The sequence below is a fragment of the Pandoraea commovens genome (genome assembly GCF_024704525.1).
Taxonomy (GTDB): domain Bacteria; phylum Pseudomonadota; class Gammaproteobacteria; order Burkholderiales; family Burkholderiaceae; genus Pandoraea; species Pandoraea commovens.
Genome location: NZ_CP102780.1, coordinates 1,709,079 through 1,733,162, shown reverse-complemented (window position 1 = coordinate 1,733,162; position 24,084 = coordinate 1,709,079). Strand labels below are relative to the sequence as shown.

19 protein-coding genes are annotated in these 24,084 nt (G+C 61.9%); 5 read left to right on the top strand and 14 right to left on the bottom strand.

Annotated features, from left to right (window positions below):
- Positions 1 to 174 precede the first annotated feature (174 nt).
- The 5 genes from NTU39_RS08305 to NTU39_RS08285 form a co-directional block, all read right to left on the bottom strand.
- Positions 175 to 1,287 (bottom strand): porin, encoded by a 1,113-nt coding sequence (locus NTU39_RS08305; protein WP_150665743.1) that lies wholly within the window; start codon positions 1,285 to 1,287, stop codon positions 175 to 177.
- A 262-nt stretch (positions 1,288 to 1,549) separates the two neighbouring features.
- Positions 1,550 to 2,692, bottom strand: a complete 1,143-nt coding sequence (locus tag NTU39_RS08300; RefSeq protein ID WP_257959646.1) for an ABC transporter ATP-binding protein — start codon at positions 2,690 to 2,692, stop codon at positions 1,550 to 1,552.
- A 34-nt stretch (positions 2,693 to 2,726) separates the two neighbouring features.
- Positions 2,727 to 3,542, bottom strand: coding sequence for an ABC transporter permease (locus tag NTU39_RS08295; RefSeq protein WP_257959645.1), 816 nt, complete (start codon positions 3,540 to 3,542; stop codon positions 2,727 to 2,729).
- A complete protein-coding gene (locus NTU39_RS08290; RefSeq protein WP_150665746.1) occupies positions 3,539 to 4,366 on the bottom strand; it encodes an ABC transporter permease in 828 nt (275 codons plus the stop codon). Before NTU39_RS08290 ends, NTU39_RS08295 begins: the two co-directional genes overlap by 4 nt.
- 14 nt (positions 4,367 to 4,380) lie before the next feature.
- A complete protein-coding gene (locus tag NTU39_RS08285) occupies positions 4,381 to 5,448 on the bottom strand; it encodes an ABC transporter substrate-binding protein (RefSeq protein ID WP_150665747.1) in 1,068 nt (355 codons plus the stop codon).
- Positions 5,449 to 5,750: 302 nt separating this feature from the next.
- Between NTU39_RS08285 and pdxR the strand changes: the two genes are divergently transcribed.
- On the top strand, positions 5,751 to 7,217 hold the full coding sequence (gene pdxR, locus NTU39_RS08280) for a MocR-like pyridoxine biosynthesis transcription factor PdxR (RefSeq protein WP_150665748.1): 1,467 nt from the start codon (positions 5,751 to 5,753) through the stop codon (positions 7,215 to 7,217).
- 54 nt (positions 7,218 to 7,271) lie between these two features.
- The gene (locus tag NTU39_RS08275) at positions 7,272 to 8,069 is read left to right on the top strand and encodes an IclR family transcriptional regulator (protein ID WP_257959644.1); all 798 of its coding nucleotides are present in this window, start codon (positions 7,272 to 7,274) and stop codon (positions 8,067 to 8,069) included.
- A 69-nt stretch (positions 8,070 to 8,138) separates the two neighbouring features.
- Here the strand turns inward: NTU39_RS08275 and NTU39_RS08270 are convergent, their stop codons facing one another.
- The 7 genes from NTU39_RS08270 to NTU39_RS08240 form a co-directional block, all read right to left on the bottom strand.
- Complete coding sequence (locus tag NTU39_RS08270; RefSeq protein WP_150665749.1) at positions 8,139 to 8,720, bottom strand: hypothetical protein; 582 nt, start codon at positions 8,718 to 8,720, stop codon at positions 8,139 to 8,141.
- Between the two features lie 141 nt (positions 8,721 to 8,861).
- The gene (locus NTU39_RS08265; RefSeq protein WP_150665750.1) at positions 8,862 to 9,788 is read right to left on the bottom strand and encodes a LysR family transcriptional regulator; all 927 of its coding nucleotides are present in this window, start codon (positions 9,786 to 9,788) and stop codon (positions 8,862 to 8,864) included.
- A 2-nt stretch (positions 9,789 to 9,790) separates the two neighbouring features.
- Positions 9,791 to 10,162 (bottom strand): cytochrome o ubiquinol oxidase subunit IV, encoded by a 372-nt coding sequence (gene cyoD, locus NTU39_RS08260; RefSeq protein ID WP_150665751.1) that lies wholly within the window; start codon positions 10,160 to 10,162, stop codon positions 9,791 to 9,793.
- Positions 10,159 to 10,794 carry a cytochrome o ubiquinol oxidase subunit III gene (cyoC, locus tag NTU39_RS08255; protein ID WP_150660309.1) on the bottom strand — a complete coding sequence of 212 codons (636 nt, stop codon included), beginning with the start codon at positions 10,792 to 10,794 and terminating at the stop codon, positions 10,159 to 10,161. The genes cyoD and cyoC overlap by 4 nt, the downstream gene beginning before the upstream one ends.
- Entirely contained in the window at positions 10,794 to 12,800 is a 2,007-nt protein-coding gene (gene cyoB / locus NTU39_RS08250) for a cytochrome o ubiquinol oxidase subunit I (RefSeq protein WP_150577355.1), read from the bottom strand. Before cyoB ends, cyoC begins: the two co-directional genes overlap by 1 nt.
- Before the next feature lie 3 nt (positions 12,801 to 12,803).
- Complete coding sequence (gene cyoA / locus NTU39_RS08245; protein ID WP_373275394.1) at positions 12,804 to 13,763, bottom strand: ubiquinol oxidase subunit II; 960 nt, start codon at positions 13,761 to 13,763, stop codon at positions 12,804 to 12,806.
- Positions 13,764 to 14,122: 359 nt separating this feature from the next.
- Complete coding sequence (locus NTU39_RS08240; RefSeq protein ID WP_257959643.1) at positions 14,123 to 17,482, bottom strand: autotransporter outer membrane beta-barrel domain-containing protein; 3,360 nt, start codon at positions 17,480 to 17,482, stop codon at positions 14,123 to 14,125.
- Positions 17,483 to 18,321: 839 nt separating this feature from the next.
- On the opposite strand from NTU39_RS08240, the gene NTU39_RS08235 reads away from it, so the two are divergent.
- Together NTU39_RS08235 and NTU39_RS08230 are read left to right on the top strand one after the other, a co-directional pair.
- Positions 18,322 to 18,924: a response regulator transcription factor gene (locus NTU39_RS08235; protein ID WP_150665753.1), complete on the top strand. Its 603-nt coding sequence runs from the start codon at positions 18,322 to 18,324 to the stop codon at positions 18,922 to 18,924.
- Positions 18,925 to 18,971: 47 nt separating this feature from the next.
- On the top strand, positions 18,972 to 20,555 hold the full coding sequence (locus NTU39_RS08230) for a sensor histidine kinase (RefSeq protein ID WP_150665754.1): 1,584 nt from the start codon (positions 18,972 to 18,974) through the stop codon (positions 20,553 to 20,555).
- Between the two features lie 16 nt (positions 20,556 to 20,571).
- On the opposite strand, the gene NTU39_RS08225 is transcribed toward NTU39_RS08230, so the two are convergent.
- Entirely contained in the window at positions 20,572 to 21,210 is a 639-nt protein-coding gene (locus tag NTU39_RS08225) for a LysE family translocator (RefSeq protein ID WP_150665755.1), read from the bottom strand.
- A 256-nt stretch (positions 21,211 to 21,466) separates the two neighbouring features.
- The gene (locus tag NTU39_RS08220) at positions 21,467 to 22,399 is read right to left on the bottom strand and encodes a LysR family transcriptional regulator (protein WP_150665756.1); all 933 of its coding nucleotides are present in this window, start codon (positions 22,397 to 22,399) and stop codon (positions 21,467 to 21,469) included.
- A gap of 253 nt (positions 22,400 to 22,652) precedes the next feature.
- On the opposite strand from NTU39_RS08220, the gene NTU39_RS08215 reads away from it, so the two are divergent.
- Positions 22,653 to 24,074, top strand: coding sequence for an aminotransferase-like domain-containing protein (locus NTU39_RS08215; RefSeq protein ID WP_257959642.1), 1,422 nt, complete (start codon positions 22,653 to 22,655; stop codon positions 24,072 to 24,074).
- The last annotated feature ends 10 nt before the right edge of the window (positions 24,075 to 24,084 follow it).

The following is a 24,084-nucleotide window of genomic DNA, read 5'->3' as shown; positions in this document are numbered from 1 at the left end:
GCGGTGCGGTCCGCACGCCGCAGAAAGAGCACTGCAACCTTCCGAGCCGCCGCAAGCGGCTCTCTTTTTGCCCGGTCCTTAGCGTCTCGAAAAGGAAGGAAAAAAATGCGCCCGAAGGCGCACGCAAATGTTAGGGGAAATGGCTGGGACGGCAGCGCGAGCGGCCTCAGAACCTCAGAACGTATGACGCACACCGAACTGCACACCGGTCGTGCTGTCGCCAGCGTCCGGACGGTTGAGCAGCGTGCCGCTCGGTGCCTGTGCCGCGCCCAGCGCATAGCGCAGACCTTTAGAGTTCGTGATGTAGGCCGCCGACGCGTAGAGCGTCGTACGCTTGGAGAGCGAATGCAGATACATCAGTCCGAAGTGGTTCGCATGGCCTTTGCCGGGAAACACGGCTGTATCGCTGTTTGCCGCATCGGCCTTCACATCGATGTACGTATATCCCAGGCTCAACTGATCCGCCGGTGTGATGAACCATGCCGCGCTCACCGAGTACAGATCTTTGTTGATCGTGTCGTCCGACTGCTTGTTCTTGAAGTACCCGAGGTAAAGACGGAACGGCTGGATGTCGTAGCTGCCACCGATCGCAAACTGACGATCGACCACGCCCTTGTAAGTGTTGGGCGCGCTCACCAGCGGACGCGCCTCCACATATCCGGCCAGGAAGTAAGCGCCGTTCCCGCGATATTCGATGGCCACCTGCGACGATGTGCCGTTCGCCTTGTTCTGCGGGTCATTGCCCAGCGAGTGATGCAATTCTGCGCGCCACCCCGCCACACGCGGTGACGCGATCATGATGTCGTTCGAATTGCGAAAGTTGTAGCCCGACTCGGTTCCCAGCCCGGCACCGTACGTCCCGCCGTAGAACGCGGCGATGTTGCCCAGAAACATGAAGAAGACGCTGTTCTGCTGCCCGATGCGGAACTCACCATAGTGCTCATGACTCAGCCCCACCCATGCCTGACGATTGAACATGCCTCCCGCCACAGAGCCGGTGCCATTGTTCATGTTGAAGCCGTTCTCCAACTGGAAATTAGCCTTCACCCCGCCGCCCAGTCCCTCGGAACCGCGCATGCCCCAGCGCGAGACCTGCAGACCGCCGCTGTCGGCACCGTAAGCCGAACGTCCGCTACTGAAAATGCCAGTGACATACGTATCGATCACGCCATACAACTGAATATTGCTTTGCGCCTGGGCCGCGCCGGCAAACGCCGATATGCCGGCCGCGAGAAAAATCGATGCCGTGCGGGCGGTCAGGCCGTTCGGGACTCCCGTCGTTTTCATGGTCCTGCTCCTTGCTGAAGTGTGCTCTGGTAACTCGCTCACGCGAGGCTTGCTCTCAGGGCACGGCAACCGGGAGGGCTGGTCTTGTGTTTTGCGTCCCGCCTGCTACATCGTCTGCAGAACGAGCGCCGCCCAACGCTCTTGCACGGGCAAAAGCGTTCCCATCGCCCCTCGAATCGGGGGCGTCATCTCCAATGCTTCATTGCTCAGGAACGAAGGCCGGACGAGGCCGCAAGTCCGCGTCCGGCCGGGATCCGTGCGGTCAGTCGCTCAACACGTGCGTGTGGACCGGATCCCAGTGAATCGGGTGACGGCTGCCGACCGTCACGCCCTGCATATCGATGTTCGGGACCTTCACGCGCAGCGCCAGCCCCGCGCTCTCCCCGATCACCAACGCGCTATCGCCGTAGTGAATGACATTTTTCACGTCGAGCTGCGCATCCTTTACCCCCGCCGAACAGGCGGTGCCGCCACCGGTGCCGAGACGAATCCATTCGGGGCGCAACAACAGCGAGACCTTCGTGCCCGTGACGTGCGCACATGCCGCCGCCCGTACTCGGCCAAGCGCCGCCGAGGCATATTCGCCCTTTGCGGCGTCCACCACGCTGACGTCGAGGAAATTGCTCTCGCCGATAAACTCGCCCACGAACCGCGTGCGCGGCGCGCCGTAAAGGTCGAGCGGCGCGGCGAACTGCTCGACCCGACCCGCGTTGAACACCGCGATGCGATCGGACATGGTCATCGCCTCGCCCTGATCGTGCGTGACGAAGACCGTGGTCATGCCAAGCTCCGTATGCAGGCGCTTGATCTCGATCTGCATTTGCACGCGCAGGTTCTTGTCGAGCGCGGAAAGCGGTTCGTCGAGCAGGAGCACGTCCGGCTCGAACACCAGCGCACGAGCGAGCGCCACGCGTTGCTGCTGACCGCCGGAGAGCTGCGACGGCATACGCCCGCCATGCTGTCCGAGCCCGACGATCTCCAGCGCTCGTTGGGCACGCTTGGCCTGATCCGTTGCGTTCACCTTGCGCATACGCAGTGGAAACGCCACGTTCTGCGCTGCCGTCATATGCGGAAACAGGGCGTAGCTCTGGAAGACCAGACCGATATTGCGTTGATGCACGGGAATCTGCACCAGCGAGCGGCCGTTGACGCGAATATCGCCCGCACTCGGCGTTTCGAAACCGGCAATCATCGACAGCGTGGTCGTCTTGCCCGAGCCGCTCGGCCCAAGAAACGTGATGAACTCGCCGCGGCGGATTTCCAGGTCCACATCGTCCACCACGCGATGAACACCGTCATACGACTTGCACAACCGGCTAACGTGCAGGTAGGCATCCATCAGCGCGGGCGACGCCGCGCTGGCACTGGCCATGACACCGGCGGAATACATCGACTTCATAAACATGAATACCTCTGTGACATAGAGCGGGACAGCGTCGTCAAACAACGGCGACAGCCTGCATGGCCGAGCGCTGCTGCGCTGCCTCACGGCGTGCCTTCACACGTCGCACCACAATCGGCGTCAGCGAGCCGATCACCACCAGCGCAAGCAGGAGTGTCGAAACCACCGAAATCACGGGGTCGGCCTGCGTGCGCAAGCTGTCGAACATCTTGCGCGGGAGCGTCGACACGTCGCGCCCCGAGATGAACAACGAAACAATCGCTTCGTCGAACGAGTGAATGAACGCGAACATGCCTGCGGCGAGAAATCCCGGACGCAACACTGGGAATGTGACCAGCCAGAACGCCTGCAAGGGTGTCGCGCCGCAGTTGGCCGCAGCGCGCTCCAGCGTGCGGTCGTAGCCGCGCAAACTCGCAGACAGAATCAGATAGGCGATGGGCATCGACAGGCACGTGTGCGCCAGAATCACCCCCAGGTAGGTCTGAGTGAGACGCAGCGATCCGAAGTAATAGAAGTACCCCAGCGCCACCACAATGTTCGGTACGGTCAGCGGCAGCAGGATGAGCAGACTGCCAAAGGTCCGCCCGCGAAACTCGTAGCGCACCAGCGCGAACGATGCCGGAATGACCAGTGCCAGCGTGAGCGCCGCCGTGCCCAATCCGATCAGCAAGCTGTTGATCGCCGGTCCCGTCCAGGTCGGATCGGCGAAAAATGCGGCGTAGTAATGCACCGACCAGGCAGGCGGCGGGAACTGAAACGACTCCGACGCCGAGAACGACATTGGAATGACGACCAGCAGCGGCGCGCCGATCAGAATTGCCATGACGACGGCAAAGCACTTGAGCGCCTTCATTTGCCTTTGCTCCAGAGTTTGTCGAGACCGAAGAACCGGTTATAGAGCGCGTACAGACTGAGCGTCGTGCACGCGAGTACTACCGCCATGGCGGAAGCGTCGCCGAAATTGCCGAACTCCTCCATCTGTTGACCGATGAGTCCGGCCATCATCTGCTCGCTTGGACTGCCGAGCAGCACAGGCATCACGTAAAAGCCCAGCGAAACGATGAATACCATCGTGCAGCCGTTGACGATGCCCGGCAGCGAAAGCGGTAGAAACACGGCCCGGAAAGCCGCGAATCGATTGGCACCGAGATTGGCAGCCGCCTTGACCAGCGCCGGATCGATCTTCTTCATGACCGAGTACAGCGTGATGGTCATGAGCGGCAGCAGCGCGTGCACCATGCCCAGCGTCGACGAGAAGCGCGTGAAGAGCAACTCGGGTGGCGTCTGCACGCCCATTGCCCGCAACAGGCCGATGACCGGACCGCTATTGCCGAGAATGATCATCCACGCGTAGCTCCGGACGAGGAAACTTGTCCAGTAGCTCATGCCCACGACCAGCAGAATGCCCGCGCCGAACCGCGCTGTGGCCTGCGCGAGGCAGTAAGCGAGCGGATAGCCCAGCGTCAGACAGCACGCGGTCACGAGCAGCGACGTCAGGAACGTCATGCCGAGTACGCGAAGGTAGAACGGATCCGCAAAGAAGTGCACGTAGTTGGCCAAGCCAGGCGTCGGCTCCGTGAAACTCAACCAAAGCACTTGCGCGAGCGGCACCAGAAAGAACGCCGTCAAAAATATTGCCAGCGGCGCGAGTAAGAGATACGGGCGAAACTTATGCATGACGCGGCGACCGGTTACCGAACCACGAACTGATCGAAGCGACGCGCCAGTTCATTCAGTTGCGGCCCCATCTTGGCCAGATCCTGCTCAAAGGTCAGACGGTAGTTCGCGGGGTAAGTCGGCATTCCCTTGGCCTGCGCGTCGGGAATGTACTGGAACACACGCTGATCGACCGGGCTGTAGTCGGCCTGCATGCAAAATTTCGCCAGCCGTTCCGCCTTGAGCGCCGATGCAATGAATTGCCATGCTTGCCTGGCACGTGGCGTGCCCTTCGACACGACCCAATAGGCGCGATCGATTTCCCCCTGGTTCCACACCAGATCCACCGGCGCATTCTGACGAATCAGCGAGAGCGCGCGGCCGTGCCAGATCGCCACGGCGTTGACTTCGCCGTCGCGCAGCAACTGTTGGGACTGTTGGCCCTGCGTCCACCAGACACGCACATCCTTCTTGATGCGGTCAAACGATTTGAACGCGCGATCGAGGTCCATCGGATAGACCTTGTTAGTCGGCACGCCGTCGGCCAGCAGCGCCAGCGGCACCACTCGCGCGGCATAGCGCTGCAGGCTGCGTGGTCCGGGAAAGCGTTGCGTGTCCCAGAATTCCGCCCAGTTCTGCGGGCCGCCATGCGGGAATTTGTCTTTGCGCGACGCGATGACCGTTGCGAACGCATGCGTGGCGATTCCACTCATGTATGCCTGCCCCGGCGGCAGTTGCTTCATGTCGATGACGCTCGTGTCGATTTTCTCCACGAGACCGGCCTCGACCGCGCGAATCAGTTCGCCGCCGCCGAGCGTCGTCACATCGAATTCATAGACTCCGGTGCGGGCCTGCGCCGCGAGCTTGGCGTATGACACGGGCGACACCGTACGGATCGGAATACCGGTCTCTTTGGTGAACGGCTCAAACAGATGCGCTGCTGCGGCCTTTTCCCAGTCACCGCCCCACGTGTTGACGAATAGCGGATCGGCAGCGCGTGCCGTTTGGATAAAGGGTGCGGATACCGCAGCACCCGCTGCCGCCCCCAGCAGCTTGATGACGGAACGGCGGCCTGCCGACGGATTCGATGTTTCGTTCTTCACGTATTCCTCGCAATCGACTCAACGCTCCCGCAGGAGCGATCGGGGTGGTACCAATCTGGCGCTTTGCATGTATTAGAATTTAAATTGGTCACATCAAATAGTGCCGATCAATGAATGTTTGATGGAACCAATTACCGAACAACAAGTTCGGGTAATCCCTGCTTGCGCCTTATTTTTCCAATGTTTTGGCACTATCGTGCAGTATTATCCATCGATGGCATTGCCGTGACGTCGACAAATTGCACCATTTCAGTGCAATCAATTTCATTGTGGGGCCAATCTCGCCCCAAGGTGCCGCCTCCATGCAGATTCTGCTGTCCGATCTGATCCTTCAGCATCTCGAACCGGGTGTGGATATCCCGCGCAACCGGCAGCTGTACAACATCGTAAGAGCCTCGATTCTCGACGGGCGTTTGCCGGGCGGCACACGACTGCCCGCCTCACGCGACCTCGCACGCGAGTTGGGCATCTCTCGCAATACGGTGCTGTACGCGTACGAGCAACTTCGCGCGGAGGGCTACGTGCGCTCACGCACGGGCGACGGCACCTTCGTGACCGATGCAATTCCCGAGGAGTCCATGGCGACCCGGGCCAGGCAGGCACCTGACATGCCGCCCGATGCCGATGTCACGCTGTCACAACGCGGACGCGGTCTCATTCTCAATGCCCGTGCGTCCCGACGTCAGGCCGGCGCGTTCATGCCGGGCGTTCCCGACCTCGACGCGTTTCCGCTCAAACAATGGACGCGCCTCGTGGAGCGTCACTGGCGTCGGCGCACGCCGGAGAATCTGACCTACGGTTACGGGGGCGGTCATCCTGCGCTTAAAAGGGCACTGGCCCAACACCTTCGCTCGGCACGTTCGGTGGTATGTGAACCTGAGCAGATCATCATCACCGAGGGGATCCATCAGGCGATCCATCTGTGCGTGCAAATGCTCACCGACGTGCGCCATCGCGCCTGGGTGGAAGACCCCGGTTATTGGGGCATTCACAAGGTGCTGCAGGCGTATGGCGTGGAGACGATCTCCATTCCCGTCGACGCGGAAGGGCTGAACCCATCGCCTGCCGACTGGCGCAAACCGCCAAGGCTCATCTTTGTCACGCCCTCGCACCAATATCCCCTGGGACACGTGATGTCGCTCGCGCGTCGCAGGCAGTTGCTTCAATACGCGCGAAAGCACGATGCCTGGATCGTCGAGGACGATTACGACAGCGAGTTCCGGTATGCGGGGCGCCCGATCGCGTCGTTGCAGGGACTGGAGTCGGGCGCACGCGTGCTTTATGCCGGGACCTTCAGCAAGACGCTGTTTCCCGGACTTCGCATCGGTTATCTCGTCGTGCCCAAGGCAATGGTCGAGCCATTGCAGTTGGGCATCGCCGAGCTTTACCGCGAGGGGCGGTGGATGGAGCAGGCGGTGCTGGCCGACTTCATTGGCGAAGGGTATTATTCCGCGCACATTCGACGTATGCGGCTGATCTATGGTCGGCGTCGCGCGCTGCTGCAAGAAGCGATCCGGCGTCACATGGGAGAGGCCCGATTGATTTCCGCCGACAGTAATGCGGGGCTGCATCTGACCGTCCGGCTTGCGCCCGAAGTCGACGATGTCTCGCTGTCGGCGCGTGCCCAGGAACTCGGCCTGATCGCGTTGCCGCTCTCCCGCTATTATTTGGAACAACCGCCACTGCACGGACTTGTGCTCGGCTATGGATGCGTGCCGGACGACGAGATCGAACCATCGCTGGCAAGACTCGCCTCGTTGCTGACGTGAGCCGCAGCAGCACGAAGATCGCCCCGAAAACCTTTCGACTCCGATGGATGTTGCGTGAACAAGAAGCCTGACCCCGGCAGTGCCAACAACGCCACAGACGCAAAGCCTGACGATGAAGGCGGCGTGCGGCCGCTGTCGTCCGCCCTCAAGACGCTCGAAGTTCTCGACGCATTGGGCGAATCCGTCAGTCCCATGCGCCTTGTGGACCTGGCGCGTATCGTCGGTGGGAGCCGCGCAACGGTCTATCAGCGCCTTCTCACACTCGTTCGGGCAGGCTGGGTCGAGCCCACAAATGACGGGTTGTATCGGCTGAGTCTGCACGCGGCGCGTGTGGGGGATGCGGCGCTCGCCCACGCAAGCCTCGGCGACCGTGCGGAAGCCGTATTGCGGGAGCTTGCCGACACGACTGGCGAAACGGCGTCGCTGGCGGTGGTGGATGACGGACGCATTCGAATTGCGCGCCGTGCCGAACCGCATGGTGTGCTCAAAGCGGAGCTGCGCATCGGTGCCGTCCTCACGCTCGACGGCAGCGCATCCGGCCGGATTCTCGCAGCGTTCCTGCCGCAGGGCACGCTTGACGAATTGCTGCGTGCGGGGGGAATACTGGCCGACTCGCATGTCATCGAAGCGGCACGGGAGACCGGTTACGCGACGTCGAGCCAACGCGATATGCCGGACGTCATGGCGGTGGCCGTACCCGTCGAGGATGCGCAGCAACAGTGTTATGCGGCCCTCTCACTCGTCGGCCCCGTCTCGCGCTTCGACGCACAAGCCCTGCTTGGCCCCCTGCGAGACGCCGCCGCCGAACTCGCCGCGATGCACCGCCGCCAGCACATCGACATTCGCCGTTAAGCCAAGGTTAAGCTACCGTCAAGCCGCCGCGATGCCACCGTGATGCGAGCATGACGCGCGACAAGTCGCCTACTTCACACCGGGCATGCTCGCGGCGGCAGGCGCGTCGGCTGCCTCGCGCGCCGCCATCCGCCGGTCGAAAAACGCCGCGAGTGCCGGGTCGTTCACCTTGAGATCGAACTGACGTTCGTCCACCGCATTGAAATAGCCGTCGCATATTTCGGCTTTCGCGGTTTGCGTTGGCTGATCGTCAATGGTGTTCGAATACACGACGAACTGGCGTTCGACGAGCTTCGGAAACTGGTTGGTGAGGAGATCGTCGAAGCGCTGACGCGCCTCGGGGTCGGTGTAGACGGCGCGCAGTTCGTCGCGCACGCGCTGGCCCTCAGTGAGATAGTCGCGATGCCGCGCCTGCCATGCACGCAGCACGGCATTCCCATGCGCCTTGGTCGCCTCGCTATACAGCCCGCACTTCTGCACGAGCCGGTCGAGCACCTGACCGACGCCCTCGGGCGACGCGATCGCCGCGCCCATCAACTCCGCGTCGTTCTTGTATTGCGGCGGTTGCGCGAGCGCCGCCGTCGTCCAGACAAGCGCCGTGCCCGCAAAGGTGCAGGCGAGCAGGCGTCGCAATGCTTTGCCAGATAGCATGATTGCCGGATCTAAGGGATGGCGGGCTCGGCAGGCCCCGCTCTTGGAGATATCGCATCGGCCACGACGTCGATGGCTGCATCTTAGCCGAAGTTTGTGACTGCCGGATCAGTCCGGCATCAGGCCACCATCAAACCGCCATCAAGCCGATGAGGCCACCGGACAAGCTTCCGGCCCGAGCTTCGCCACCATGTAGCGCACGAAGTCGTCAAGCTTGGACGACACGTAGCGCCCCGCCAGATGCACGAGATGCATCGGCTCGCTCAATTGCGCCTGCGCTTCGAGCACACGCACCAGACGCCCCGCTTCCACCTCAGGCGCAAGCAAATACTCAGGCAGCAGCGCAATACCCATGCCATGCACCGCCGCCTGAAGCTGCGCGAGCGGATTGTGCGCGATGAGACGGGCATCGCCCGACGCCCCGGCAGGCGCAAACTCCCAGCGTCCCAGCACCTCGTCGTAGCGAAAGCCGAGGCAGTCGTGCCCGGCCAGATCGGCGGGCTGACGGGGCACGCCGCGTCGCGCAAGATAGCCGGGCGACGCGCACGCCACGCGCGTCACACCGCGCAACGTGTGCGCGACCAGCCCCGGTTCGGGATTGCCGCCCGCTTGAAAGGCAGCGTGAATGCCCTCTTCCTCCAGATCGACGGCCCGGTCCTTGAGTGCGAGGTCGAGCGCCACGTCCGGATGCGTCTGCAAGTACTCCGCAAAGATCGGCATGAGCAGATGCGAGCCGACCGTAGTGGGCGCGCTCACACGAATCTGGCCGACAGGCCGCGAGATCGCCGACGCGAGCAGTGCCCGCGCAGGACTCCCGTCGCCCAACGCGTCAGCCGTCTCGACGCGCGCGAGCACTTCGGCACACTCGGTGTAGTAACGCTCGCCGAGATCGGTGGGCACCTGACGCCGTCCGCTACGGCGCAGCAACGGCTGGCCGAGTCGGGCTTCGAGCGCTTGCACGTGGCGCGTGGCCGTGACGGCCGACATCCCACAGGCGGCCGCACCGGCAGACAGGCTGCCGGCGCGCACCACTTGCACAAACACCTCCATGCATTTGAGGCGGTCCATGGTCAGTCGCGCAGCTTCGCCCGGTCGATGGACATGTGCGTGGGCATCATGTTCTCGTTGGCGTTGTGCATCACCCACAACGAACCCGCGACGATGATCGCAATCAGCCCGGCCGTGCACAGGAAGATGGCCGAGTTCTGACGCTGGCTGCGCTTCGCACCGATGTGCAGGAAGTACACCAATTGCACCACCAGTTGCGCCACACATAGCACGACGATGGTCGCAAGCCCCCAGCCGCTCGGCACGAGCTTGAGCATGACTGCGCCGAACGACGCGAACGTCAGCACCAGCGACAGGAAGAACCCGATGATGTAATCGCGCAGATGGCTCTGCGAGGCGTAAGCGCCGTGGTCGTGAACTTGCGCGCTCGTCATACGAACTCCCGCAGATAAACGAAGGTGAAGACACAGATCCAGACGAGGTCCAGAAAGTGCCAGAACAGGCTCAGGCATTGCAGACGGCGACGCACGACCGGATCGAAGCCGAAGCGTCCGATCTGATGGATCATCACGACGAGCCACAGCAGACCGCACGTCACGTGCAGACCGTGCGTGCCCACCAGCGTGAAGAACGCCGAGAGGAACGCGCTGCGTCCCGGGCCTGCGCCTTCGTGCAGCAGTGCCGAGAACTCATAGATTTCCATCGACACGAACGCTGCACCGAGTGCGAACGTGATCCAGAGCCAGCGCTGGACGACGCCCTCGTTGCCCGGACGCATCGACAGCGATGCCAGCCCGAACGTGAAGCTCGAGAGCAACAGCAGCATCGTCTCGCCGAGCACGAACGGCAGCTCGAACAGTTCACGGCCGGTCGGCCCACCGGCCGTATTTGCAGCGAGCACGCCGAACGTCGCGAACAGCACGCAGAAGATGAGGCAGTCGCTCATCAGGTAGATCCAGAAGCCGAGCGTCGTCGTCGCGCCTGCGTCGTGGTGCCCGTGAGCGTGGGCGTCGGCTCCGGCAGCAGCGCCGTGACCGTGTGAGGTATGAAGGGATGCCGAGGACATCAGGCGGCCTTTTGCAGGGATTGATGCGCGCGATGCGCGGCACGCAGGTCGGCAAAGCGGGCGTTTTCGATACGCTCCACTTCGGCCGCCGGCACGTAGTAATCGACGTCGCGGTCGTAGGTGCGCCACAGGAACGTGGCAATCGTCGCGATCAGGCTCGCACCGGCCAGCCACCAGATGTGCCAGATCAGCGCAAAGCACATCACGAAGCTGAACGCCGAGACGATGAAACCGGTGCCGGTATTACGTGGCATGTGGATATCTTCGTAGTGCGTCGGCTGCACGTAGGCCAGACCGCGCTCCTTGTCATCCCAGTGCTGCTCCAGCGAGTCGATGTGCGGCACGTGCGCGAAGTTGTAGAACGGCGCGGGCGAAGACGTCGCCCACTCCAGGCTGCGCGCATCCCAGGGATCGCCCGTGAGGTCGCGGTTGGCGTTGCGGTCGCGAATGCTCACGACGAGTTGCACGCCAAAGGACAGAATGCCCAGACCGATCACTGCAGCACCGACGGCCGCCACGATGAGGTACGGCTGCCAGTCGGCCTGCACGTAGTGGTTCATGCGGCGCGTCATGCCCTTGAAGCCGAGCACGTACAGCGGCATGAACGCGAGGTAAAAGCCGATCAGCCAGCAGGCGAACGAGAACTTGCCCCAACGTTCGTTGAGCGTGAAGCCGAAGACCTTCGGGAACCAGAACGTAATGCCCGCGAGGCAGCCGAACACCACGCCGCCGATGATCACGTTGTGGAAGTGCGCCACGAGAAACAGCGAGTTGTGCAGCACGAAGTCCGCGCCCGGCACGGCCAGCAGCACGCCGGTCATGCCCCCGATGGCGAACGTCACCATGAAGCCGATGGTCCAGAGCGTGGCCGAGTGATAACGGATACGGCCCTGGTACATCGTGAACAGCCAGTTGAACAGCTTCACGCCGGTCGGGATCGAAATGATCGTCGTCATGATGCCGAAGAAGGCATTGACGTTCGCGCCCGAACCCATCGTGAAGAAGTGGTGCAGCCAGACGAAGAACGACAGAATGCCGATCGACGACGTGGCGTAGACCATCGATTTGTAGCCGAACAGCGGTTTGCGCGAGAACGTGGCGATGATTTCCGAGAACGCACCGAACGCGGGCAGGATCAGGATGTACACCTCCGGGTGTCCCCAGATCCAGATCAGGTTCACGTACATCATGGCGTTGCCGCCGAGTTCGTTCGTGAAGAAGTGCATGCCGAGGTAACGGTCGGCGGTGAGCAACGCGAGCGTGGCGGTCAGCACCGGGAACACGGCAACGATCAGGATGTTGGTGATCAGCGCGGTCCACGTGAACACCGGCATCTTCATCAGGTTCATGCCCGGCGCACGCATGCGCAGGATAGTGACGATGAAGTTGATGCCCGTGAGCGTAGTGCCCAGCCCCGATATCTGTAGCGACCAGATGTAGTAATCCACCCCGACCGTCGGGCTATACCCCAGCTCCGAGAGCGGCGGATACGCGACCCACCCCGTCGCGGCGAAATCGCCGACGAACATCGACATCATGACGAGCACCGCGCCCATGGCCGACAGCCAGAACGACAGCGAGTTGACGAACGGGAACGCCACGTCGCGCGCACCGATCTGCAACGGCACGATCACGTTCATCAGGCCCAGCACCAGCGGCGTGGCCACGAAGAAGATCATGATGACGCCGTGCGCCGTGAAGATCTGATCGTAGTGATGCGGCGGCAGATAGCCCGCTTCACCACCGGCGGCGATGGCTTGCTGCGCGCGCATCATGATCGCGTCGGCAAAGCCGCGCAGCATCATGACGAGCGCAAGGATGATGTACATCACACCAATGCGCTTGTGGTCGACGGAAGTGATCCACTCCGTCCAGAGATAGCCCCACTTCTTGAAGTACGTGATAGCGCCGAGCAGCGCCGCGCCACCCAGCAGCACCACGACGAGCGTGCCCATGATGATGGGCTCGTGTAGTGGGATGGCGTCGAGATCGAGTTTTCCGAACATGACTTACTCCGTGAGCGCGCGCTGCGATGCGGGTTGTGCACCGGCCTCGCGCTCGGGACGCTGCGCGAGGAGCGCGCGGCTGTCCAGTTGGCCGTCCACGCGGCAATTGGCGGCGGCGATGATGTCGTCGATGGCGCTGTTGCCCGAGACACGCATGCCCTGCGTACCTTGTGCGCCACCATCCATCGGCCCCATGTACTTGCCGACGACGGCGTCGAACAGGCCCGGCATGACGTTGGCGTAGACGGCGACCGGCGCAGCGGTACCCGGCTGTTCGAGCTTCACGTAGGTCGGTGCGTCGAGCGTGTCGGGCACGGCCTGCGCTTCCTTCACCCACTTGTCGAAGTCGCCCTGCGAAGTGACGTGCGCCTTGAAGTGCATGTCCGAGAAGCCCGGGCCGCTATAAGCGGACGACATCCCCGCATAAGTGCCGGTCTCGCTGGCGATCAGGTGCAGCTTGGTCTGCATGCCCGACATCGCGTAGACCATGCTGCCCAGTTGCGGGATGAAGAACGCATTCATCAGCGACTCGGCTGTGATCTTGAACTCCACGGGCGTGTCGACCGGCAGCACCAGCTTGTTGACGGTTGCCACCTTGTAATCCGGGTAAATGAATAGCCACTTCCAGTTCAGCGCCACGACTTCCACACGCACCGGCGGCTTGTCGGCGGCGATGGGTGCGATGGGCTGATAGGGATCGAGTTTGTGCGTCGTCTCCCAAATCATCACGGCGAGCGCCACGACGATGATCACGGGAATCGTCCACACGACGACTTCGATCCTGGTGGAGTGGGACCACTTCGGCGAATAGGTCGCCGCGGTGTTGGTCTCGCGGTAGCGCCAGAAGAACACGAGCGTGAGCACGATGACCGGGATCACGACAAGCAGCATGACGCCCAGCGCGATCAGGATCAGGTGTTTCTCCTGCTCGCCGACACTGCCTTTGGGGTCAAACAGCTCCATCGTGCAGCCGCTCATGGGCACCATCGCCATCGCAGCGGCGACGCGCGCACACCACGTGCGCCAATGCGTGCCGGGTGTCGTGTCTGCCCTTCCTCTGCGGGGGAGCGAGACGTTATGCATGGACATCTTAAGCCTCTATGTATGGATATACTATTTGCGTTACGAATGCTACGCATGCACATATTCCATACATCGCGACATAATGACGCACTCGGGAACTGATGGTTCGCGCATTGAAACCGAAATTGCGTCATGCCATGCCAAATGAAAAAACGCCAGGAAGTGCTAATTCCTGGCGTTCTTTGGTCTTTCTGGTAACGTCTTTGTTTATCGCTTTGATGCAACCTTAATTACATACATCAAAACCTCCATGTTGCCGACACGGAACCTGCTATGTTGGCATTTCCAGCCTTATAGACGTTGCTGGATACGGCCGCGCCGAGCACGATCTTGCGGGCCATGCGATACGACACACCGGCTTGCAGGCCGAGGCTGTCACGACCGACGACCTCGCTGCGCGTCGTGAACGATGCCCCTGGATAGCCCGCGAAGCTGGCCGTCTGGTTGATCGCCCCACTCGTCAGCTCGTGGTTCCAAGTCGCTTGCAGATTGGCCGTCAGCGCGTTGCCGGAGACCATCGGCAGATCGAAGCGCAACTCACCGCCCACGCGGGTGCGCAGCGAGTTGAACGTCTTGCCGTCGAGATGCAGGCTTGCAGCGCCGTCTTCCGTGAGGCTCGGACGATACAGCGCGGTGTAGTCGAGCGCCGCCACCGGGCCTGCACTCGTCGTGCTGCTCAACTGCCAGCGCCAGCCGCCGCCGATGCTCGCGGATGCTGTCGCGCCGGTCCATGTGCCGCGCGGCGTGGCCGAGTACCCGTTCACCGCGATGGTCCGGTCGACACGACCGTCCTCGACACCGAAACGCGCCAGGGCAAACGCGTGCGGACCGGCACTCGCCGACGGTGCATAGCGCGCGTGCACACCAATGTCGAACGCCGTCGTCTTGCCCGACCCGGGCGTCTGGCCGTCCAGACGCGTCGACTGGCCACTGACCGCGCCGTGCGCGCCGATGGTCCAGTCGCGCCCCTCTCCTGCCGCCTTCTCGACGCCGAACACCACGCCGTACGTGTTGCCGCTCGCACCCGCCATGTCACCGCTGCGCCCACGCCAGTAACCGCTACCGAACGGCATGGCGAACCCGCGCCAGTTACCCGTGAGCGCACCGTTGCCGGTGTTCTGGCTGCCGTCCGCATCGACGGCGGTGGCCACCATGTCCGTCAACTGACGCTCCCGCAGCAGCCCGCCGGTGAACATCGCGCCGTAGGCGGCGGGCGTCAGTTGCGGCAATGCACGAGCGATGTCGCTGCCGTCTGCGGCCGAGAAGTCGAGCGCTGTGACGAGCGGTTGCAAGTCGCGGCCGACGCTGCCCGCGATGCGGTCGAGCGCGGCGCCTACGCGACGGCTATTACCATCGATGCCGTATTGCGAATAGGCGTTGCCAGCGCGGGCGATCTGCACCCGATACGTGTTGTTGCCGAGCGAACTCGCAGTGGCGAGCAACGTCGGCGACGACAGCAGGGTCGTCACGTTGGCGAACGCACCACCGATGCTCGACGCGTTCAGCCATTGATCCGACGTCACCGTCATGCCGCTTGCGTACCAGCCGCGCTGCGGCGCAATGGCGAGCGTGCCGTCGAGCGCCGCGTGGCCGGTCACCACCAGCTTGGTAAACGTGCCGTTGTCCGACAGCGAGGAGACGAACCGGCCCGTGCTTGTCTGCGAGTAGTCGCCACCGATGCTGATGAAGCTGCCCGCCACCGACGGCGCTACCGTGCCCGCGTTCACGAAAGCGCCCGCTGAGTCGAGCGTGTAACGGCTGTTGCCGGTGAGCGTCGCGCCGCTGAGCACAGCCACGTCGTGCACCGTGTGGTCGCCGTTGATCTGCGTGGTGCCGCCCGCCATCGTCAGCGCCAGATTGCTACCGACGATATTGCCGTCGTAGCGCAAATTGAACGTGGGGTCTGCTGCGGTCGTCGCGAGGCCGTTCGCATCGGGCGTCAGACCGAAGTTCAGTTGCGTGAGACGCAGCGCCCCTTGGGCGTCCCGCTCGGCGTACCTGGAGATGATGTCGCCGTACAGCGCCGCCCCGCGCATGATGTTGATCTCCCCGACGTAGCCGTTCTCCGACATGTACAGCGACGCGTAGGTGCCCGCGAGGCGTCCGGTAATGTCTGCGCGGGTCACGAGCGGACCGTCGAGTTCGTCGGGCAGCGGCAAGGTCAGCTTGGTGACGGGATCGACTTTCGTCGAGATGTAAGACCCACGGTAGTCGCCAGCGTCACCCAGCGCGTTGTGGCCGAAATCGAAACTCGCCGCGATGCCGTTGGCGCCGAGTGCCTGAACGTCGCCACGCTGCACGAACGAATGGTTCTTGCCGTACGTGAACATCACGCCGCGTCCGTTGCTGCCGTCCGCATAGATGCGCGTGCCCGGCAGCACGGTCACGTTGTTGCCCACACCGTCCACCCGAATGCCCGCCCCGCCCGCGCCAATGGTCAGGAGGTCGGCGCGCTGCGCGACCGTGTTGCCGCTGCCGTAGATGTGCAGGCCAAGCCCGAGCGTCGCCGTGTTGTACGTGTTCGGGATGTAGGCCGTGCCATCGGCATTGCGGCCGAAGAACGGGTTGTCGTTGGTCAGCGTCAGGCCGTCGTTGTAGATCGAACGACCGAAGAAGTTGCGCCGGTCGATGTCGTAGCCGAGGTCTTGCAGCGCGGCCAGCTCCGCCTCCATGAACGCCGTGTAGTTACGGTAGGTCTGGTGGCTCATCAGACTGTTCTTGAGCTCGATGTGCGAGAAGATCGGCGAATCGTAGGTCGTCTCGTCGAACATCGCCTTCACGGGAATGCCCTTCATCGAGTCCCCGAGCACTTCCCTGACGTGATCGCCGGTGAAATACGCCGTGTCGTTGCGGGCGTCGAACGCGTTGGGGTCGGCCACCGTGCCCGCATCCTCCGGCGTGAGAATCATTTGTCCGGCCTTCGCCTGACGACCGTTGTCGTCATACAGGTGCGCGGACCACGAGTCCAGAACCGTCGCAAACTGGTTCGTATGCTTGCCCGACGGCAACTCGATCTCGGCGATATTCGTCCCCACACCCAGCGCGTGCGCCACTTCGTGCAACATGACCGCCGGAAGGTCGGCGTTGCTATTGAGTGGGATTTGCGACGCCGCAGGCGCTGCCGTCGAAAACGCCATCTGGCCCAGTGTGATCTCGCCGTTCGCGTTGTGATAACTATCACGCGCGAGCGGGTTGTTCTGCAGCGCTGCCTGCACGAGCGTCGGGTTCTGCCCGCCCGTGGCCGTCGGGTCGCCCGCCTCGAACGCGTAAGGGCTGTACGCGTGCGCGCCGTTCTCTGTGCTCATCCCCACATTGATGATCGCGGGCGAGCGACCGGGTTTCACCTTGATGACCTCAGCCCAGTAGTTCAGGGCGCTGCGAATCTGATCGGTTTGCAACGGCGAGAGCGTGCCCGTCGAAAACTGGTCTCGATTGTTGGGGTCGGTGGCATAAGCGCCATCCGTCGGGGAAAACAGCCGCGCTTGTATGAACGGCGTGCCGTAGCGGTCGGCGATGTCGATCGTCGTGTAGGCCTGCGCGGCCGACGTGATTGTGCAAAGCGCCGCAAATGCGACGCAGGTCATCCGAATCGTCCTCATTCAGTACTCCATTGTTCTATTTCGCTTCTGTAAGGCTTTGTAATGCGAAGCGAATGGTACGGAGCACTCTGAACGACGTCACTGCGATTTATACGGGGTTTTACGGCGAGCGCCCGTAACCCCCTATGAAATAAGCACTTTTTCCCTCAGACAATCACGAGTCCCTCTGAAATCGGGCCGACCTGTATTAATCACAGTTTCGCGGCGAGGGGGCGATGACGATACTTCACTCACCGGCTAACGCAACACAACGACAGCCGCCAAACCCAACAAACCGACTTAAGGAGAAACACCATGCCCGCACTCGTCACCTACGGCTTCGCCTCGATCCTCGGCCTCGTCGGCACCATCGTCTCGGCCCTCGGCTGATCGTCACCGACTCGCTTAAATCGCACCCAACACCGGAGAAACCACCATGAGCCTCATCCTCAACCTCGTCGACAGCCTCTTCTACAACGAAACCTGCATCGAAACCGGCATGCAATGCGCCATCCACGTCGGGCATGTGTTCGGCTACTGAGCCACTTCACCGGCCCCTCAGCCGCCCCAACCTCACGCACGACGGAGAACACGTCATGATCGAAAACCTCCAAAACATGGCATTGATCGGCATGCGGCTCGCATTTGAGATTTGCCCGGCACTCTTCGCCTGATCGGGCACTCATGCAAAATCTCCCGCCCAGAAAGGACCGCGCTCGCGGTCCTTTTCTTATTGGGCGAGAACAAGTGATGACCGGATAACGCGAGACGTGTCATGCGCGTGTATTTCTGCGAAATTTCGTCGTCCGGTGATTTTTTAGTACGATTTGTCTATTCCATAAAAAACCGGGGCCAGCGGGATGTCATCTCCCACCAAAGTTTTCTGCATTGAGGACGACGTAGATTCGGCAGATCTGATTCGAGAAGATCTGACGGATCGCGGTTATGTCGTCAAAGTCGCGCACGATTTTTCGGCCGCGCTGGCAACGCTCGCCGCGTTCATGCCGGACATCATCGTGTGCGACGTCAACGTGCCAGGCATGACCGGCTTCGAGTTTCTGGAAAGCGCTCGCGGCATCATTCAGGGCGAGCGCAAGATCCCCTTCATCTTCCTGACCGGCAACGCCGACAAGGAATCGATCATGCGCGGGCACAGCACCGGTGCGGACGAGTACATGCTCAAGCCGGTGGATTTCGACGTGCTCGACACCGTCATCCGCAAGTACACCGAGCATGACGAGCCGGAGGAAGGCACGCCGTTGCCCTTCGGTCTGTCGAAGCGAGAAGTGGAAGTGCTGCAATGGTCGGCAAAGGGCAAGACGTCGGCCGAAATCGCGATCATTCTCGATCTGGGCAAGCGCACGGTCGACTTCCACATCGACAATGCCCGCGAGAAGCTGAACGTCGCCACCCGCACCGAAGCCGTGGTGCGTGCCGCCCTGCTCAATATCATCCAGCTCTGAGCGCGTCGCCGCGCCGGGCCACACCTGCTGATTACTGCTGACATCGCATGTCGAAAGCGTCTTCCACACCGCCCAAGTCGCTCCCGATCCGGGGGCGGATGTATCTCCTGCTCGCACTGTGTCTCGTGGCGATGATCGCCGTGGGCGTCGCCGTGCACCATCAGGTCGACTCGTCCCAGCAGCGCGCCATCGCTGCCGAGCGCACCCAGATCGAGAATCTGAGCCTGCTCGAAGAGCTGAACGACTACATCTCCGACTTCCGCACGGTGGAGTCCGAAGCCCTCGCGCCGATGTCGCCCAAGGCCCTTGCGGACATCCGCACGGCGGCAAGCGAGTTCGACGACAAGATCAAGTCGGCGTCGGACCGTTATCAGAAGGTGCTGGCCCACGACGAATTCCGTCTCGCATTCTCGAAGTTTCAGTCGCAATGGGCGCAGTACCGTCGCGCGTCGAATCAGGTGTTTCAGCTTGCGCAGACCGGCAAGCTGAGCGATGCCGCCAAGCTCTATCGCGGCGACTCGAACAATAAGTACACGCAGGCGAACAGCACCTTCGGCTCGCTGGTGTTTCGCAGCACCGAGTCGCTGATCAAGGAAGTCGAGGTGAAGAACAGCGCGGCACGCAAGCATCTGCTGCAAATCGATGCGCTGATTGCCGCGATGATCGTCGTCACCCTGCTCTGCCTGATTTACGTGGACACCGTGATTCTCAGCCCGCTGACGCGTCTGATCCGGATGGCGGGCAACACGATGTCGGGCAAGGACAAGCTGCGTCTGCCGTGGCTCTCGCGCGGTGACGAAATCGGCACGCTGTCGCGCACGCTGTCGAAGATTCAGGAAAGCACGGCGTCGCTGGTGCGTAACCAGAAACTCGCGACGGCGAAGAACACGATTTTGCAGCGGGCGCTGGCGAATGAAGAGCGTCTGAATAACTTCCAGAAGACGTTCCGCTCGATGGCCACGCACGAGTTCCGTACGTTGCTCAGCGTGATCGACGGGCACGCGCAGCGGCTCTTAAACCCGCGTAACGAGGAAACGGATTCGACGCCGCGTTACACGAAGATTCGCGAAGCGGTGGCGAAGCTGAATAACCTGATTCAGAACTGGTTGGATGCGGCGCAAAGCGCATCGCTGGACGATCCGAAATTCGGCAAGCGCGCGGAGTTGTCTCTGGTAGCGTTGCTGGAGGATGTGCGCGGCGTCGGCTCGGACATGTTCCCGAACGCGACGATTACGGTGCAAGCACCGTCCGGCATGGACAGCAAGATGATCGGCGACAGCAACGTGCTGTTCCACGCATTCATCAACCTCATCAGCAACGCAACGAAGTACACGATGGCGCAACCCGCCATCGATATGAGCGTGACGGATATAGGTGAGGCTTTCCAGGTGGTGCTGCGAGACAACGGCACCGGCATCCCGGCGGACGAGTTGAAGGAGATCTTCCAGATGTCCTTCCGCTCGCGCAGTAATGCGGTACTGGAAGATGGCTCCGGCGTGGGACTGGCGGTGGTCTACGCCGCTATTGAGTTCCACAAGGGGACTATCGACGTCGCCAGTCAAGTTGGGGTTGGGACGACGTTTACGATCACGTTACCGAAGGCACCGGCGGTGGAAGCTACGCCAGCCTGAGCGGCTGGCGTATATGTCAGATACCCGCCTTGGAAGCGTTAAGAATCAAGCGCAGACCAAGCGCTGCAATGGCCGCGGCGGCAATTCTGTCGATCCACTTCTTCGCGCGCAGGTACACCTCGCGCGGCCCTTTGCTCGAAAAACACAGGGCGACAATGGTGTACCAACCGAATTCGATGGCAAAGACGAGTGGCGGCAGCACGAAGTAACACCACAGCGGCGGATGCTGCGGCAACAGCGCGGCAAAGATACTGCCGTACCAGATGGCCGTCTTGGGATTGCTCAATTGCGTGCTGAGGCCAATCCAGAACGATTTGCGTACGCTGCCGCGGGACGCCGTCAGCGTGGCATCGACCGTAATCGGATGCCCGGCACCGCGCCATATCTTCCACGCGACGTAGATCAGATAAACGCCGCCTGCGACCTTCAGGCCGATATAGAGCCATTCGACGGTCTGTAAAAGCGTGTAAAGCCCGGCGAGCGCAACGCCGCCGAAGAAAATGCCGCCGACGCCCATGCCGAAGGCTGTCGCCAGCCCATCGCGACGAGACAGACCGATCGCGTTGCGCGCGACCAATACGAAGCTCGGCCCGGGAATCATGGCGCCCAACCACAGCGCGACCAGAACGGCGAAAACGGCAGATGTAGCAGTCATCGGACACTCCTCGGCAACGAATTTGCCTCGTAAGCGAGGATTCTCGCACATGCGGGCCATGCGCGAGTGACGGGAGATTCCGGGCATTGCGTTGCGCAGGAGCTCAGGCCCGCTTGCGTTCCGGCGATCGCACTACTTCGCCCAAACGACCAGCAGGTGCAACGGAAGTGTCAGCGCGGCGGTTACGCCCACGCCGAGGCACCATAACGCGATGAACCACAGAAGCTGCCGTCGCCGATCGCCACGACGCGGCCTGTCATGGTGAGCCATATGCTTCTCCTCGCATTTCCCGGGCCCGAAGGATTTCCGGAACGCATCGTCTGATCTCATCGACGGCCAGGCGAACGCGCGATGGGAAAGGGTGTTTCGCCTGAATCAACAAATGCAGGTCCAAAGGAGGCACCTTGTGTCCCGGCAGCACCGGAACAAGGCTGCCGCCCTTGAGCGCCTCTATGCAGGCGGGCACCTTGACGACCCCAATGCCCGCAGCACCGCACAGCATGTCATACATGGGGCGCCAATGACTCATCGTCATCGCTGTCTGAATCGGCGTCGTGCTCTCCCGAGCCTGCGCATCGATCAATGGCAGCGCCTCGTTATCGAAGTCGCCCTTGATGCGGATAAACGGATGCGCAGCAATGTCGTCCGTTTGCCGAATCACCGGTGCGCGCGCCAGATAGGACGGCGCGGCCACCAGCATTCGCTGAACTTGCCCCAACTGGCAGGCGATAAAGCTGCCATCGGCGGGTCGGCCGAATCGAAACGACAGATCCACGCCCTCTGAAATCAGATCCAGCGGACGGTCTTCGAGCACCAGATCGATCGACATGGAAGGACATACAGCCCGAAGATGCCGAATGGCCTCAGGCACGACGCCCTCCCCCAGACAATGCGGGGCAGCAATGCGAATCTGGCCAGCCATCTGGGTGTTGTCCTGCGAGACCTCAAAAACGGCGCGCGTTGCGGCCTCAAGGACTTGCTTGCTGCTTGTGTAAAACACCTCACCCTCGGACGTGCACTTAACTGCGCGCGTATTGCGTTGCAGCAAGCGGCATCCGAGAAATTGCTCCAGTCGCTCGATGCGCTCGCTGACTGCGGACTGCCCGATTCCCAAATCGCGCGCAGCGCTCGAAATGCTGGTGCGCTCGACCACTCGCACATAAACGCGCATGGCTTCGAGGAGATTCATCGAACACCTCCCTTTGCCGGTCGACACGGACAACATCGTTCGCGCGGATTATCTGCCTTACTTCTCGCTGTTTTTGCCATGATAGTGATCCCTCTATTCCGAATGACTCAAGCGTAGTCCTCGAAAAGCGATGTGTGAGTGCACAAAAACAGGAGGTAGCGAAGAGTACAGTTCTGATAGAGTGACGCAGACATCGTCACAACGAACAAAATCGGCGGTGTGAAGAACACAGTTGGCAGGCAGGGAGCACGCGATGAGACTTTACGAGACGCTGGCGGACGACATCCAGAGCCAGATCGCCAACGGTGTCTATCAGCCGGGGGAGCGCCTCCCGTCGGTGCGTCAGACGAGCCAGCAGCGCCAGATCAGCATTACGACCGTCATTCGCGCCTATCTGCTGCTGGAGAGCCGCGGACTGATCGTCAGTCGCCCGCAATCCGGATACTTCGTGAGTACCCTGGAGGCCTACGCAGCACCGGCCCTGACTGCTGCGAAGCCAAAACCGATCGCGATTTCGGCTTCCGTCGACGTGAGTCGGCTGGTGCTCTCGACGCTGCGCTCCATTGCCACCGACGACGCCGTGCCGCTCGGCTCGCCTTACCCCGACCCCGGCGCGTTTCCCTTCGAGAAGTTGAACCGGTACGCCTACGCCGCAGCGCGCGACGACTCGCTGCGAGGCATGAGAGACGCCTTGCCGCCCGGGCATCCGAAACTGATCCGTCAGATCGCCAAGCGCTACTCCGAAAAGGGGGTGACGATCGATCCCGCCGAGATCATCGTGACGGTCGGCGCGACGGAAGCCATTAACCTGTGCCTGCAAGCCGTCGCCAAGCCCGGCGATGTCATCGCAGTGGAATCGCCAACCTTTTACGCCATGCTTCACGCCATTGAGCGCATGGGTATGAAGGCCATCGAAATCCCGACGCATGCGGCGCGCGGCATCGACGTCGATGCGCTGGCAAGCATTGCCCGCGACCAGCGCATCGGTGCTTGCATGGTGATGCCGAATTTCCAGAACCCGCTCGGGTTCGAGATGCCGGACGAAGCCAAACGCGCACTCGTGTCGCTCTCGGCCGAACTGAACATGCCGCTCATCGAGAACGGCGTGTACAACGAGCTGTACTACGGCGACACTTACCCCACCACGCTCAAGCAATACGACCGCGAAGGGCTCGTGCTGCACTGCTCGTCGTTTTCGAAGACACTTGCCTCGGCGTACCGAATCGGCTGGGCGCTGCCTGGCCGATACCGGGACCAGGTCGAGAAACTGAAGTTTCTCAACACGCTTACCACCGCGTCGATACCCCAACTGGCCATCGCCGAATTTCTGGAGCGTGAAGGATATGAGCATCATCTGCGCCGGTTGCGCAAGACTTACGCACAGCAAGCCAACCTGATGAAGGCCATCGTGACGCGCTTCTTCCCGGCGGGCACACGTCTGTCAAACCCGGCGGGCGGCTATGTACTCTGGGTGGAATTGCCGGATAAGGTCGACGGCATGAAGCTGTATCAGCTCGCGCTCGAGCGCGGCATCACAGTCGGTCCTGGCTATATGTTCTCGGCCTCGGGCAGCTATCGGAATTTCATCCGCCTTAACTACAGCACCCCGTGGTCCCCCGAAATCGAGCAAGCCGTCATCACCGTGGGCAAACTCGCCACCACCTGTGCGAAGTAGGCAGCCATCT